Genomic DNA, 13,743 nt, shown 5'->3' with positions numbered 1-13,743 from the left:
AACCATTAATATTATACAACATACTTTTTATAAAAGATAAAAAATGAAAATAACTAAAATAGCAGCAGTGTTTCTGATAATGGCTTTTAGCGGAAAGTTAGCGGCTCAGGAAGCCGAAAAGCAATTGCTGATCAAAGATGCTGATGATAAATTTCCCATTGCAGATGTTCTGATAAAATATGACCACGGAAACAGCCATACTCATACAGGAACAGACGGTACTTTTGCTATTCCTGTTCAATCTCTTCCTGATACACTGGTGATCAGCCGTCAGGGATATGATGAGGTAAAATGGGTAGTGGCCAACGATGAAGATAAAAACAAGGTTATTTTTTTACAGCATAAACCTTTTCAGATCTCTGAAGTGGCCATAAATCACAGCTCATTTTTATCGGCGATTACCAAAGTTGATTTGAATAAGTTTCCGGTGAATTCGGCACAGGACCTGCTGAGAAAAGTTCCGGGATTGTTTATTGCACAGCATGCAGGAGGAGGAAAGGCTGAGCAGCTTTTTTTAAGAGGTTTTGATGCTGATCACGGTACCGATGTAAGCGTAAATGTAGACGGAATGCCTGTGAATATTGTGTCACACGCCCATGGACAGGGGTATTCTGATCTTCATTTTGTGATTCCTGAAACGGTTAATAATATTGATTTCGGAAAAGGAGCGTATTATATGGATCGTGGAGATTTTAATACAGCGGGGTATGTTGATTTTCAAACTTATAATGGGTTGAAAAATAGTATGATCAAGCTGGAAGGAGGTTCATTTAATTCAAAAAGAGTACTGGGAATGTTCAATATTCTGCATGATGATTTGGGGCGTAAAAATGCCTATGTAGCAGCAGAATATAATTATACTGACGGTCCTTTTGATGTAAAACAAAACTTTAACAGAGTCAATATTTTTGGAAAATATAACCAATGGCTTACGGATAATGATTATTTCAATATCCAGTTTTCAACGTTCAATTCTTCATGGAATGCTTCCGGGCAGATTCCGGAGCGGGCTGTAGATGAAGGAATCATTGGAAGATGGGGCAGCATAGACCCTACTGAAGGAGGAAAAACATCCAGAACAAATCTTCAGATGAATTTTAAGCATATTATTTCTCCTTCTGAGCAGATTGATGCCATGGCTTTTTATTCCAGGTATAATTTTAATCTGTATTCTGATTTTACCTTTTATTTAAAAGATAAAGACCATGGTGATGAAATTCAGCAGACAGACGGAAGAAATATATATGGAGCAGAAGTAAAATATACCAAAACCTTTTCTCTTGCCAACAGCTCATTAAACTGGATTTCAGGAATAGGGGTGAGAAACGATGATATTACTACTCTTCAGCTTAATCATGTGTATCACAGAGATCTGTTATTGAACAGAATGTCTGATGTTACGGGTGCGGAAACCAACCTTCATGCCTATTCAGGATTAGTGTGGAAAACAGGAAAATGGACCATCAATCCGGCTTTAAGAGTAGATCATTTTATCTTCAATATGCATAATCTGCTGGATGCCGAACAATTGCCATCCGGACAATCAAAAGAAGCAACAAGGCTAAGCCCTAAATTAAATTTCTCCTATGCTCAAAATGATAATATTATGTGGTTCCTGAAAATGGGTATGGGATTCCATTCCAATGACCTGAGGGTTGTTGTTCCGACTAACGGTCAAAAAACACTGCCATATTCTATTGGTGGAGATTTCGGACTTAGGCTGCATCCTTTTAAGTCCCTTATCATTACACCGGCTATTTGGTTTATGGATCTACAGCAGGAATTTGTATACGTAGGAGATGATGCCGTAGTAGAACCTTCCGGGAAGTCGAGACGTTTTGGGGCAGATCTGGGTATCCGTTTTCAGCCCTTTGAAAACTTTTACCTGAATGCGGATATCAATTATTCCCACGCAAGGTTTATTGAAGAGGAAAAAGGACAGGATTATATCCCGTTAGCGCCTGTTGTCACCAGTACCGGATCGGTAAACTGGGATTTCCTGAACGGCTTTTCTTTAGGACTCCAATATCGTTATCTTGGTACAAGACCGGCTGTAGAAGACAACAGTATCAGAACAAAAGCCTATTTTGTAAATGATCTGGTATTGGCTTACAACCGCCAGAAATGGGGAGCTAACCTTCAGGTCAACAATCTTTTCAATGTACAATGGAACGAAGCGCAGTTCGCAACAGAAACTCAGTTAAAAGGAGAAGTAGAACCAACTACAGACCTTACCTATACACCCGGAAGTCCTTTTGGGATAAGAGTGGGAGTGTATTATAAGTTTTGATGTACAAAGTATAATGTATAAAGTATAAAGTATAAAGTATAAAGTATAATGTATAATGTATAATGTATAATGTATAATGTATAATGTATAATGTATAATGTATAATGTATAATGTATAATGTATAATGTATAATGTATAATGTATAATGTATAATGTATAATGTGGAGAGGTATAGCTCTGTTTTACAGCAAAGAGTTATACATTAATAATACAATTATTTCAGCCATTACCCTACATTATACTTTATACATCCGACATTATACAAAAATAACCAAGTATTCAATAATGCAATGAGGGTTGTATTTTAGCCATTACCCTACATTATACTTTATACATCCGACATTGTACAAAAATATCCAGATATTCAATTTCAGCACTAAATTTGTAATAACAATTCATTATGGAAGTATTATCCAATTTTCAATATAAAAAGCTCTTTTTACCCCAGATAACGGATAAGATATTGGCAAATAATGCTGATATACAGCTTTATAGGATAGAGAATTATCTTAAGGGGATTTTGATGCCGGTGATTCCATACCGTACCACCTTTAATTTCATTATTTTCATTACCAACGGCCATATTAAGCAGTATCTTGAAAATAAAGAGTATCATGCCGAAAAAGGCGGAGTTATCTTTATCAAGCAGGGAACAATTACGGCTACCGTAGAATTGTCAGACGATATTGAAGGTTTTTTTCTGGCTTATGAAAATAATATTCTCTCCGAACAGGAATTACCCAAACATAAAAGCAGCATATTTTTCATGACTCCTTTTCTGAATCTGGACAGCCTGACCTATGGAACCATAACCCAGCTTCTTCCGATTATGGAGCAGGAATTATGGTTGAATAATCTCAATGTAAATGATGTAGTGGTGACCATGCTCCACCTTATCCTGATCAAAATGTTGAGTACAGATTCTGATACCCATCATAAATCAGCAACACGGCCTATGGAGCTGTCTCTTCAGTTCAGGGACCTGCTGTTTAAATATCATGTTGGGGAAAAAAGAGTGGCTTTCTATGCTGATAAGCTGTCTGTGACAGAAAGTTATCTCAATAAATGCGTAAAAGGGGTAACCCAGAAATCTCCGAAACAATGGATCAATGAAATTGATATCAATTATAGCAAAGCATTGCTTCATTCCAGTAAAGATATTGCAGAAATAGCCTATGAGCTTAATTTTCATACAGCATCACATTTCACACAGCTTTTTAAAAAGATTGCAGGCATCACTCCAAAAGAGTACAGAATACAGTTTTTGAATAACAGAGTTCCGGTTTGATGAGTAAGATTATTTACATACCATAATGTCAATGGTCCATTTTGCGATGCAAGTCGATGAATTGACAATATTCATGTCTCCATATGTCGAACCTATCCGGAAACTGTAATGAAGATAAATTAGGAGCTAATGTACTGCAAAGCAAACTTACCATTCACCATTGACATATTTCCTTTACATCTTTTCATTTTCCAGGATTTTAAGAACAAGTTTTTCTTCCTGGGTAAGACCTGCTTTTCCATCATTCTCTTCAATGACATCTAACTCATCAAGATATTTTTTTATGGTATTGTTTTCGTAAAGATTGATGACCAAAGGATGTACGTAATACTTTCTGCAGACAGCAACGGTATTTCCCAAATATTTGGCAACGATATCCAGTGCTTCTTTTACCATCTTCTTATATTGAGAATCATTTTCAGCATATCCTATTTCCTTAAAAGCAATTAATGCACTTACCGTTCCGGACCATGTTCTGAAGTCCTTTGCCGTAAAATCTTCACCACTTATTTCTTTGATATACTCGTTGACCATTCCGGAGTCTATAGAGTGACGGATACCTTCATCATCAAAATATTGAAAAAGTTCCTTTCCCGGAATATCTTTGCATTTCTGGACGAGTCTTGCCAGTTTTTTGCTCCTAAGGTCAATATGGTGCTGAATACCTTTTTTTCCTTTAAATGAAAAACTGATTTTTTGCCCTTTTATTTCCACATGTTTATCCTTCAGTGTGGTAAGTCCGAAAGACCCATATAGTTTTTCATATACATTATTGCCGATACGGATATTGGTCCGCTGCATTAGGCTGACAATTAATGCCAGGACCTTCCGCTTTTCAAAATTCCTTAAAGCCAGATCCTGTTCCAGCTGAAGACGGATATCCGGCAATGCATAGCCAAACTGAAGCATTCTATAGAATTTTGTGTGATTTCTTAAAGCACTCCAAAGAGGGTGGTAGCGGTATTGTTTTCTTTTTTTTACATCAAAACCTGTAGCCTGAAGATGACCATTATCCAGCGCACAGATCCAAACGTTTTCCCAGGCAGGCGGAATAACCAGCTTATTAATTCTGGTAATCTCCTCTTTATCTTTGATTTTTTCTCCGTCTATATAATAAGAGTACTTCTTTCCTGTCTTTTTACGTGTAATTCCGGCAGTTTCTGCATCGGTGGTATATATAAGATGTACCGCCTTTGCAGATGCTTCCGGATCCTTCATGATTTTAACAATCTTTGAAGGCCTAAGGTGAGAAATGATTTCTAAATCTGTATTCTTCTCCATAAAACATGGTTAAGAGTTTTTACCCTTCGAAAAAATCAGTAAAAGAATCACTACTATTGCACAGACTAAGATAATTCCCCACCACATTCCTGCCTTAAAAATTGTTTCTACTGCTTCACAACTTGTGAGTGTTAACAAGCTTAATATCGCTATACTGTAAATGCTCCATTTTTTCATAAGTATATATTTTGGGGTGTTAGATTCTGAGAAGATCAGCTCTCCATCTTTTTATAGATCTTTTAATTTCATCACCAGAAATATTTTCCTGGAGAGCTTTTTCTAAAAGTTCTTTAAATTCATCATCATAAGTGAATCTTAATGCCGCGATTTGATCAAACTTTAATTGGTCAACAATTTCATCGGATCTTTTATTGAAAATTTCAAAATACCGCTGCTTAAACTCCAGAATAACCATTCTGTTCTGAAGTCCCAAGGCATAATGCTGTCTTGTCATAAATGCAAGATAGAAAAGCAGGAAAATTACAATGGAAAATAAAATCCAGGTCAGCTGATTTCCCGGATCATCTGTTATTTTATAAATTCCAAAAATCTCCAATACAATTAATATTGGAAGATAAATAAAATGATGAGGTGGATAAAATTTCCTGTGATTCCTGTAGTTCTGTTCTTTCATATAGGGAATACAGCAATAATCTTTCCAAAAAATTATATTATTAATAATAAATGACGTTTTGTGGTATGAAAATAATATTATAAACAAATTATAATAAATGTTTTAATGTGTCATTCCTGTTGAAAATTAGAACTTTATTGTTGAATTATCAGTTTCATCAATTTTTCCGGTAGATGGTTTCCATTAAAAAATCCTTAACTTTGAACTTCAATTTTAGAAATGGAAAATTTAGTTCAAGACACTACCGTTCAAAAACCAAAATGGATCCGCGTAAAACTTCCTACCGGAAAGAACTACCGGGAACTTAGAACTTTGGTTGATAAATATAAACTCAACACAATTTGCCAAAGCGGAAGCTGTCCCAATATGGGAGAATGCTGGGGAGAAGGTACCGCTACTTTCATGATTTTGGGAAATATCTGTACCAGAAGCTGCGGATTTTGTGGAGTAAAAACAGGAAAACCACTTGATGTAAACTGGGATGAACCTGAAAAAGTTGCCCGTTCCATCAAATTAATGAAAATCAAACACGCTGTTCTTACCTCTGTAGACCGTGACGATTTGAAAGATATGGGATCAATCCTTTGGGGTGAAACTGTAAATGCCGTAAGAAGAATTTCTCCGGGAACCACAATGGAAACATTAATTCCGGACTTCCAGGGACTTACCAAGCATCTTGACAGATTAGTGGATGTAGCTCCTGAAGTAATTTCTCATAATATGGAAACTGTAAAACGTTTAACCCGAGAAGTGAGAATTCAGGCAAAATATGAAAGAAGTCTTGAGGTTTTAAGATATCTGAAGGAAGCAGGACAGAGAAGAACCAAAACCGGTGTAATGCTTGGGTTGGGAGAAACCAGAGACGAGGTTTTTCAAACGATTGAAGACATCAGAAATGCAAATGTAGACGTCATTACTCTTGGACAATACCTGCAGCCTACTAAGAAACACCTTCCTGTAAAAAAATTCATTACTCCGGAAGAGTTTGATGAGTTTGGAGATTTTGCAAGAAGCTTAGGGTTCAGACACGTTGAAAGTTCACCTCTTGTAAGAAGTTCTTATCACGCAGAGAAACATATTCACTAGACAATATACAGCCGCTCAGAAATGAGCGGTTTTTTTATAGAGAAGGTGGCAGATAATAGGGAGTAGGGTTTAGGCTATCGGGGTGAATAATATGGGTTATTTATTTTTTTAGAATAAAGAATAATAAAGCATGAACATGTTGTTATTAAAATTCAATAGGAACGGGCTTTAGCCCGTTTTTAAAAAGATTACCCAGCCCATTCGGCTTTAGCCGAAACCTGAAAACCCTCGGAATTATTTATTACATGAAGATTCCTTGGTAATAATTCCGATCCTTCCATTAATTTCAATAGGTTTAAATTGTTTTTTTTTAAACTCAGACGGTGTTTCTCCGGTATGCTGTTTAAATAATTTATTAAAATAAGAAAGGCTCTCAAACCCTACCTGAAAACAAACTTCCGTTACAGAATAATCTTTCAGCAGAAATATTTTGGCCTGGTTGATTCTGTAATTATTCACAAAATCCGTGAAGGTCATGTTTGTTTGCTTTTTAAAATAACGACAGAAAGCAGGGGTGCTCAGGCTTACTATTTTTGCAATTTCATTCACATTAGGTTTCCTGTCATGGTTTTCATGGATGTAATCGTAAATGGTTCCCATTCTGATCTTGTCATTCAAAAACCATTTGATTCTGGTATCTTCTTTATTGAGTTCTTTTACATCTGTAGAATCTGCAAGGACTTGTAGAATTTCTATCAACCCGATAAGCGATGAAAAAGAATTTTTTTCTTTCATGGCCTGAAGTTTTTCTACGATTATTTTTTTCGTTTCCCCTGAAAAGGATAATCCAAGATAAGATCTCTCCAACAGATTTCTGATGCTTTCAAATTCAGGAACAGGCAGAATAATATCCTGAAGAAAATTTTCGCGCATTTGCAGTACCAGCTGCTTGCATTCTGTCTGAATACCGTAATCAAAATTAAGATGAGGTACATTGGAACCTATCAACAGCAAATCACTTTCTGTAAAGGCGGAAATATCCTTTCCCACATGTCGGATTCCATTGTTTGCTTCTACATAAACAAGCTCTATTTCAGGGTGATAATGCCAGAAAAAACAATTTTTCAAAGAAGGTGAAAAAAGCTTGAAAGATTTCCCTTTATCAAACGCTATAATTTCTTTCTGGATTTTCATTTTGTTCTGATTTGATTGTTTCTCGATTTAAAATTAAACAAAAAGGTTAATATGGAGCAAATTTTTATCATTTCAAGAGAGGTAAAATTCAATATTTCTTTCGATTTTTGCACTTTCATAAGTAAAGATGGAATACCATTTTTAATTTCTAAAAAATAATTTCAGAAAAAAGAACATATAATGAAGATTGATAAAAGGATAATCCCGTTAGCGATTGGTGGATTAGGAATAGGAACGACGGAGTTTACCGTGATGGGATTACTGCCGGATATTGCAAAGACATTGGAAATTACGATTCCTCAGGCGGGACATTTAATTTCTGCCTATGCAATGGGTGTGGTTATTGGTGCCCCTATTCTTATTGGATATTCGGTGAAATTCCCCCCGAAAAAGGTATTGATGGCCTTTATGATTCTGTTTACTTTATTCAACGGACTTTCTGCTATAGCTCCAAACTATACTACCATGCTGATTATAAGATTCATGTCCGGACTTCCGCATGGAGCATTCTTCGGAGTGGGAACAGTAGTGGCAGCTAAAATGGCTGGGAAGGGCAAAGAAGCATTTTATATATCGATGATGTTTACGGGACTTACCGTAGCGAATCTCGTCATGGTTCCTCTGGTGACGTATATTGGACATACATTCCATTGGAGGCTGTATTTTGCTATTGTAGCTGTGATCGGGCTTTTTGCCATATTATTTTTAAAACTGTGGCTTCCCGCAATGGAATCCAATCAGAATACCCATTTCCTGGAGGAATTAAAATTCCTTAAGAATAAACAGTCGTGGTTGGTCCTTACCATTACAGCGATTGGATTTGGAGGGCTTTTCACATGGCTTAGCTACATTACTCCTTTAATGACGGTTGTCTCGGGGATCCAAAGCAGTCAGATGGCTTATGTAATGGTCCTTGCCGGAGCCGGAATGGTAGTAGGTAACCTTGTGGGCGGTGTAGTTTCAGATAAGCTTGGTCCGGAGAAAACCTGTGCATTATTGATTTTCCTGATGATGATCTCTTTAACAGGAGTCTTTTTCCTTTCCGAGCATCAGAATATAGCTCTTGTACTGACTTTCATGTGTGGAGCGTTGTCAATGTCTATTGCTTCACCCATCAATATTATGATGATGAAAGCGGCACCCAATAGTGAAATGATGGCTGCAGCTTTTATGCAGGCCGGTTTTAATATTGCCAATGCTATGGGCGCTTTCTTTGGAGGAATTCCATTAGAATATGGCTTGCCTTTCAATTATCCTGCCCTGGTAGGGGTGGGAATGACCTTTATAGGTGTTGTCGTAAGCGTAAGATATATGTATTTGTACGGTAGGACACCTGCTGAAGAAGAAGCCGTTACAGAATGCGTTTCATGTGACAAATAAAAAGAAAAGATTTTATTCTTTATACAAAAAAAGCTGTTTCCAGATGGAAACAGCTTTTTGTTTACAATAGGTTTATACCTCTACCTCATCTCCGTTTTTACACCAGTAGAGCGCATTGTATAAGTTTTCTTTTGGAAAAGATTTAAATTCTCCCGGCATAACGACACTGAAAATGTCTGTAAAGTTCTGTACACCTTCCTTGTCTGTGACAATAGCTGTACGATTCCATTTGGTGAGGTTTTTTAATCCTAAAAGAGCATCTTCAAGCCATGCCCCTATGGTAAATTTATCCAGATCAGTATCCAGGTACAGTAAATAATTAAGCTCGCCAAATTGATCTACTTTCTCTTTGACACGCGGAATTACCAGTCTTTCAAAATCCTCTCTCGTCACTTCTCCCGTTGCATTGAATGCCGCAACATTCTCCGGAGCTTCTGGAATAATTGTTATCATAGTAAAATATTTTATGGTGGTTTGATTTTAAGTGAAAGAACAATAATTAAACCATAAGTTGCCAATAAGTTGTTAAAATTCGCACAAATATTGTTATTTTTAATGTAAAATATTAATATGGATCTCAAATCAAATGAGCCTTTTTGGCTTTTAAAGAATGGATTAATGACATCATATCCCTCTCTGAAATCAGATGAAAAATGTGATGTTCTTATTATTGGTGGTGGAATTACGGGAAGCCTTATAGCCCATCAGATGGTAAGAGACGGATACGATACCCTCCTTATTGATAAACGGGAGCTGTGTAACGGGAGTACTTCAGCTACTACTTCAATGCTGCAGTATGAAATAGATGTACCTCTTTTTGAATTAATAGACAAGATAGGAGAAAAGGGGGCAGTTTTAAGTTACAAAGCTTGCTCTGATGCTATTGATACTCTTGAGATGCTTTCCTCATTAATAAAATCAGATGCAGGATTCAAACGGAAAAAATCACTGTATTTTGCTTCCAGAAAGAAAGATGTCGAATGGCTGCAAAAAGAGTATAAAACCAGAAAAAAGGCCGGTTTTGAAGTGAAATGGGTAAGCGGAGCCCAGGTATTGGAAGAATTCGGATTTGAAAATACCTTTGGAGGAATTGTATCAAAACAAGGAGCCAGCTTCGATGCTTTTCACTTTGCCCATGAATTATTCAGCCACAATGTAAAAAAAGGACTGAAAATATTTGATAAAACTGAAATGGTAAAAGTAGACTATCATAAAGGGTTTAACCTGGTTACTGTCGATAGTGGATGTCAGATCAAAGCAAAGAAAATCATCTACTGTATCGGTTATGAAAGCAAAAGTATGATAAAGGAAAATTTTGTAAACCTGAAAAGTACATATGCCGTGGTTTCAGAAGTTGACACAGATAAATTTAAAAATATCAGGAATACATTAGTCTGGAATACTGATGATCCTTATCTGTATATGAGGACTACTGATGACGGGAGACTCTTAATAGGAGGTGGAGATGAAGATTTTTATGATGCCGGAAAAAGAGATGCAATATTGAATAAAAAAGAAAAAGAAATACTGAAAACCCTAAAGAAAATAAAACCGGATTATCATTTTTATACGGATTTCGTTTGGGCCGGAACTTTTGGGGAAACCAAAGACGGACTTCCCTATATTGGGGAACATAAAAAGTTCAGGAACTCCTATTTTGTTCTGGGATTTGGTGGAAATGGAATCACCTTTTCTGTAACAGGAATGGAAATGGCTTCTCTGTTTATGAAAAATAAAAAACATGCCTTATCGCGCTATTTTAAATTTGGACGGTAATAAGGGAGGTCAATTGTTGTAAGACCACCCCGTCAAAAATTCAAAGAATTTTTGCCACCCCTCCGGAGGAGGGGAATATCACGTCTCCCATCGTAATATTCATCATGATCTCCATAAAAATCGCAGATTTTCAGAACTTAAGCGTACTTCTTATACGCAAAGCTTGTCACTTAAAATAACTTAAGTGTTCAAGAAGCTTTTATACCTCTTGACTACGTTGAAATAACATTCATCGACTGAAAGGAGATAATCTTCGATTTGTGGTTGTAATAAAGTAAGCTGTTTCATAATAAAAAACCGATGACTACAATTTAGTCATCGGTTTTAAAATTACCTGCTGTAATACTGGATTTGCATATCTTTCGGATACTTTACTTCATAAGAGAAGTTGATTTTTTCTGAACCTCCCGAGCTGATGTTTTTGTTCCATAGAATACTTCCTGTTTTTTCATCAAGATTTCCGCCTCCGGTATCTATTGCCTTAACAGAAATTTTAGAATTCTCACTGATCGGTAGCTGATCCAGAATTTCCAGTTCAATACTTTCTTTGGTATTGTTTCGGATACTGATCTGATAAGATTCTGTTTCCCATTTATTGGAATTCATTGCTTTTTGTGATGTCTTATCTTCCAGTTTAATCCTTTTTACTGTGATTCTTTCATCTACTCCCAGGGAAATAGGGAATTCATCTTTTACATAATTACTAGTGATGGTTGTTTTTCCAATATAATTATCTTCAAAATAGATATTCGCTTCTCCTGTAATAAGGTTGAGATGCTGCCAGTTTTTTACAAAAGCCATCAGGAATACCTGGTTGTTAACTTTCGGAACTGTATGGTATTTGTAAGTGGCATCAATCTGCTTTTTATCAAGGATAACATACTGTTCTTTTTCCTGACTTACAATGGTCTGATTGTAATTAAGTTCATAAATCACATTCATTTGGCTGTCAGAGACAGAAGCTATAGGAACTTGGCTTGGGGTTATTGCTTTATCTTCTCTCATCTGATAGGCATTTACTGCTGCTGCTTCTTTTTTAATTTGATAACCGGCTACTTCTATTTGAGGATTGTAAGGCGTATATTCAGCAACATACAGTGGAGATAAAATGGGCCTGTTTTGGTTATAGGAAGGCCTATATGTGGAAACAAACAGTTTGATGTTTTTCCAGTCCTGACCTGTTTTCTGATAGATTTTTCCTTTATAAATCATTTCAAGCGGCTTCTTTACAGATTCTGCACGCAAATCATAAGAAGGAATCCAGCCGGCATCAGAAACAATATAGCTTACCCCTAAATTCAGGCTGGTTTCATGATCAGCAAGAATTTCAAGCAGGAGCTCTTTTCTGTTGGTATTTTTGTGTGTTTGTTCCTCAGCAGACTGTTTATTAAGTTTGGCAATACTTTCATCAAGAACCTCTTTCTGCTCATTCAGTAAAAAGACCTGGTTGTCAATTTCCAGCATTCGCTTTCTGTAAAATTCAGTGAGCTTAATAAGCTGTTCCTGAGGAGTAGATTTATCATTGGCCGATACCTTTAAATTATCATTGATGATGTGCTGCTCTCCCGTAAGGTTCTTCACCTGAATATTCAAAAGATTAACCTGTCGCTGAAGTTTTTTTCGGTCATCTTCCAGTTTCTTTTCCCCTTCAGACAGCTCATCATCTTTCAAAAAATTATTTTGAGGGGTGATAGAAAGCAGTGTCGTATTTTTTTCAAGATTGATTTTATAGGTATTCTCATCCAGATTATTGGGAAGATTGATAATTCTTACCTTATTTATTCCCTTTTGAAGACTCACATTAGTATTTCCAAAGACTTTGGCACCTTGCAGAAATACGGTAGCCTGCTTTACATCAATTTCTTTCTTGATTTCCTGTGCTTTTAAAAAAACAACTGAAAATGTCATTAATAGTAAAAAGTAATGTTTCATCGTTTATTATTTTGAATTTCTAGTGTAAAATTATCCCTATTTAAGGTTGAAATTTGGGAGACTTGGTGAAGTGCAGGTTTCACTTGGTCAATCTGAAAGTGCATAAAAAAGAAGAACAGCCCTTTTGAGGCTGTCTTCTTAAATCTGTTATTTCTAAAGGATTTCGTATCTTGTTTTGATACTGTATTTCAGTTTGATATTTTCGATATTGTCAAAAGAATAATCTACTGCAGCGTCTGCCATTTCCAATTGTACACTGTTCATTCTGCCTTTGTAAGCAACAGGCATTATAGTATCACTGGTATAATCTTCTATTTCTATGATTTCAATAGCATTTCCAGTTTTTTTACCCATGCTTTCCAACAGGTAATCTGCCTTTTCTTTGGCTGCTTTTAAAGCATTGATTTTTACTGTTTTTCTGAAGTCTGCAATCTTGGTATTCTTTACCTCTGCAATATTCAGGTTGCTTACCCATTTCTGATTAAGGTCCTCAAAAATCTTACTGATGTTTGATTTTGTATTGGCTTTAAACTGGTAGTTTTTAGTAAACTTGGCCGTTTTAGAGTATATATTCTGGTACATCGATTTAAATTTGATGTCTTCATTCTTTACCCCGGCATTCTTTAAGGTTTCGAACAATTTCTTTTCATTGTCTGCCAGTTCATTTTTGTTGTCTGCCTTTATTCCGATACTGAAAATGATTTCATCGGGTTCTATTTCCATTTCGGCAACACCGGTTACTTCAATTGCATTTTTCTTTACTTCCTGAGCATTTACAAAGCTCCCCAAAGTTAAAATTCCGATTAATAAAAAATGTTTCAATTTCATAATTTCCTGTTTTTTTAATTGTAAATAATTTTAAATTCTGAAGTAAAATTAGGGAGATCTGAAACTGAAAAACGGGAGACTTGGTGAAAAGGAACTTTCACTTGGTGAAGGGT

The 13,743-nt window shown here is 36.1% G+C and carries 13 protein-coding genes; 5 read left to right on the top strand and 8 right to left on the bottom strand.

Annotated elements, in window-relative coordinates; genetic code table 11:
• The first annotated feature begins 43 nt into the window (after window positions 1–43).
• Window positions 44–2,290 carry a TonB-dependent receptor gene (locus B8967_RS11745; protein ID WP_084086220.1) on the top strand — a complete coding sequence of 749 codons (2,247 nt, stop codon included), beginning with the start codon at window positions 44–46 and terminating at the stop codon, window positions 2,288–2,290.
• 440 nt (window positions 2,291–2,730) lie between these two features.
• On the opposite strand, the gene B8967_RS22780 is transcribed toward B8967_RS11745, so the two are convergent.
• Window positions 2,731–2,874 (bottom strand): hypothetical protein, encoded by a 144-nt coding sequence (locus B8967_RS22780; RefSeq protein WP_410493785.1) that lies wholly within the window; start codon window positions 2,872–2,874, stop codon window positions 2,731–2,733.
• Between B8967_RS22780 and B8967_RS11740 the strand changes: the two genes are divergently transcribed.
• Window positions 2,815–3,579: an AraC family transcriptional regulator gene (locus B8967_RS11740; protein ID WP_374709599.1), complete on the top strand. Its 765-nt coding sequence runs from the start codon at window positions 2,815–2,817 to the stop codon at window positions 3,577–3,579. The genes B8967_RS22780 and B8967_RS11740 overlap by 60 nt on opposite strands.
• A gap of 174 nt (window positions 3,580–3,753) precedes the next feature.
• Here B8967_RS11740 and B8967_RS11735 read toward each other — a convergent pair whose 3' ends face one another.
• Genes B8967_RS11735 through B8967_RS11725 form a run of 3 tightly spaced genes read right to left on the bottom strand, consistent with a single transcriptional unit; the run spans window position 3,754 to window position 5,494 of the window.
• Window positions 3,754–4,860: a DNA topoisomerase IB gene (locus B8967_RS11735; protein ID WP_084086219.1), complete on the bottom strand. Its 1,107-nt coding sequence runs from the start codon at window positions 4,858–4,860 to the stop codon at window positions 3,754–3,756.
• A gap of 9 nt (window positions 4,861–4,869) precedes the next feature.
• The gene (locus tag B8967_RS11730; RefSeq protein ID WP_081988964.1) at window positions 4,870–5,037 is read right to left on the bottom strand and encodes a phosphatidate cytidylyltransferase; all 168 of its coding nucleotides are present in this window, start codon (window positions 5,035–5,037) and stop codon (window positions 4,870–4,872) included.
• A gap of 19 nt (window positions 5,038–5,056) precedes the next feature.
• Window positions 5,057–5,494, bottom strand: a complete 438-nt coding sequence (locus tag B8967_RS11725) for a DUF6526 family protein (protein WP_084086218.1) — start codon at window positions 5,492–5,494, stop codon at window positions 5,057–5,059.
• Window positions 5,495–5,713: 219 nt separating this feature from the next.
• Here B8967_RS11725 and lipA point away from each other — a divergent pair, with 219 nt between their 5' ends.
• Window positions 5,714–6,580, top strand: a complete 867-nt coding sequence (lipA, locus tag B8967_RS11720) for a lipoyl synthase (protein WP_047487538.1) — start codon at window positions 5,714–5,716, stop codon at window positions 6,578–6,580.
• 234 nt (window positions 6,581–6,814) lie between these two features.
• On the opposite strand, the gene B8967_RS11715 is transcribed toward lipA, so the two are convergent.
• Window positions 6,815–7,714 carry an AraC family transcriptional regulator gene (locus B8967_RS11715; RefSeq protein WP_084086217.1) on the bottom strand — a complete coding sequence of 300 codons (900 nt, stop codon included), beginning with the start codon at window positions 7,712–7,714 and terminating at the stop codon, window positions 6,815–6,817.
• Between the two features lie 180 nt (window positions 7,715–7,894).
• Here B8967_RS11715 and B8967_RS11710 point away from each other — a divergent pair, with 180 nt between their 5' ends.
• On the top strand, window positions 7,895–9,094 hold the full coding sequence (locus B8967_RS11710) for an MFS transporter (protein ID WP_052188571.1): 1,200 nt from the start codon (window positions 7,895–7,897) through the stop codon (window positions 9,092–9,094).
• 72 nt (window positions 9,095–9,166) lie between these two features.
• On the opposite strand, the gene B8967_RS11705 is transcribed toward B8967_RS11710, so the two are convergent.
• Window positions 9,167–9,547, bottom strand: coding sequence for a SpoIIAA family protein (locus B8967_RS11705; RefSeq protein ID WP_084086216.1), 381 nt, complete (start codon window positions 9,545–9,547; stop codon window positions 9,167–9,169).
• A 117-nt stretch (window positions 9,548–9,664) separates the two neighbouring features.
• Here B8967_RS11705 and B8967_RS11700 point away from each other — a divergent pair, with 117 nt between their 5' ends.
• Window positions 9,665–10,870 carry an NAD(P)/FAD-dependent oxidoreductase gene (locus B8967_RS11700; protein WP_084086215.1) on the top strand — a complete coding sequence of 402 codons (1,206 nt, stop codon included), beginning with the start codon at window positions 9,665–9,667 and terminating at the stop codon, window positions 10,868–10,870.
• A 330-nt stretch (window positions 10,871–11,200) separates the two neighbouring features.
• Here the strand turns inward: B8967_RS11700 and B8967_RS11695 are convergent, their stop codons facing one another.
• On the bottom strand, window positions 11,201–12,802 hold the full coding sequence (locus tag B8967_RS11695; RefSeq protein ID WP_084086214.1) for a DUF4139 domain-containing protein: 1,602 nt from the start codon (window positions 12,800–12,802) through the stop codon (window positions 11,201–11,203).
• A 153-nt stretch (window positions 12,803–12,955) separates the two neighbouring features.
• Window positions 12,956–13,630: an SIMPL domain-containing protein gene (locus B8967_RS11690; RefSeq protein WP_047487552.1), complete on the bottom strand. Its 675-nt coding sequence runs from the start codon at window positions 13,628–13,630 to the stop codon at window positions 12,956–12,958.
• Window positions 13,631–13,743 lie beyond the last annotated feature (113 nt).

Origin of the sequence: Chryseobacterium sp. YR221, from assembly GCF_900176315.1 — a bacterium.
GTDB classification, from domain to species: Bacteria; Bacteroidota; Bacteroidia; order Flavobacteriales; family Weeksellaceae; genus Chryseobacterium; species Chryseobacterium rhizosphaerae.
The sequence above is the reverse complement of the archived record's forward strand: the minus strand, read 5'-3'. Positions and strand labels throughout refer to the sequence as shown.

Excerpts from the sequence above, each read along its gene's own strand:
- B8967_RS11745 (WP_084086220.1), top strand. The coding sequence starts at position 44 with ATGAAAATAACTAAAATAGCAGCAGTGTTTCTGATAATGGCTTTTAGC.
- B8967_RS11740 (WP_374709599.1), top strand. The coding sequence starts at position 2,815 with ATGCCGGTGATTCCATACCGTACCACCTTTAATTTCATTATTTTCATT.
- B8967_RS22780 (WP_410493785.1), bottom strand. The coding sequence starts at position 2,874 with ATGGCCGTTGGTAATGAAAATAATGAAATTAAAGGTGGTACGGTATGG.
- B8967_RS11735 (WP_084086219.1), bottom strand. The coding sequence starts at position 4,860 with ATGGAGAAGAATACAGATTTAGAAATCATTTCTCACCTTAGGCCTTCA.
- B8967_RS11730 (WP_081988964.1), bottom strand. The coding sequence starts at position 5,037 with ATGAAAAAATGGAGCATTTACAGTATAGCGATATTAAGCTTGTTAACA.
- B8967_RS11725 (WP_084086218.1), bottom strand. The coding sequence starts at position 5,494 with ATGAAAGAACAGAACTACAGGAATCACAGGAAATTTTATCCACCTCAT.
- lipA (WP_047487538.1), top strand. The coding sequence starts at position 5,714 with ATGGAAAATTTAGTTCAAGACACTACCGTTCAAAAACCAAAATGGATC.
- B8967_RS11715 (WP_084086217.1), bottom strand. The coding sequence starts at position 7,714 with ATGAAAATCCAGAAAGAAATTATAGCGTTTGATAAAGGGAAATCTTTC.
- B8967_RS11710 (WP_052188571.1), top strand. The coding sequence starts at position 7,895 with ATGAAGATTGATAAAAGGATAATCCCGTTAGCGATTGGTGGATTAGGA.
- B8967_RS11705 (WP_084086216.1), bottom strand. The coding sequence starts at position 9,547 with ATGATAACAATTATTCCAGAAGCTCCGGAGAATGTTGCGGCATTCAAT.
- B8967_RS11700 (WP_084086215.1), top strand. The coding sequence starts at position 9,665 with ATGGATCTCAAATCAAATGAGCCTTTTTGGCTTTTAAAGAATGGATTA.
- B8967_RS11695 (WP_084086214.1), bottom strand. The coding sequence starts at position 12,802 with ATGAAACATTACTTTTTACTATTAATGACATTTTCAGTTGTTTTTTTA.
- B8967_RS11690 (WP_047487552.1), bottom strand. The coding sequence starts at position 13,630 with ATGAAATTGAAACATTTTTTATTAATCGGAATTTTAACTTTGGGGAGC.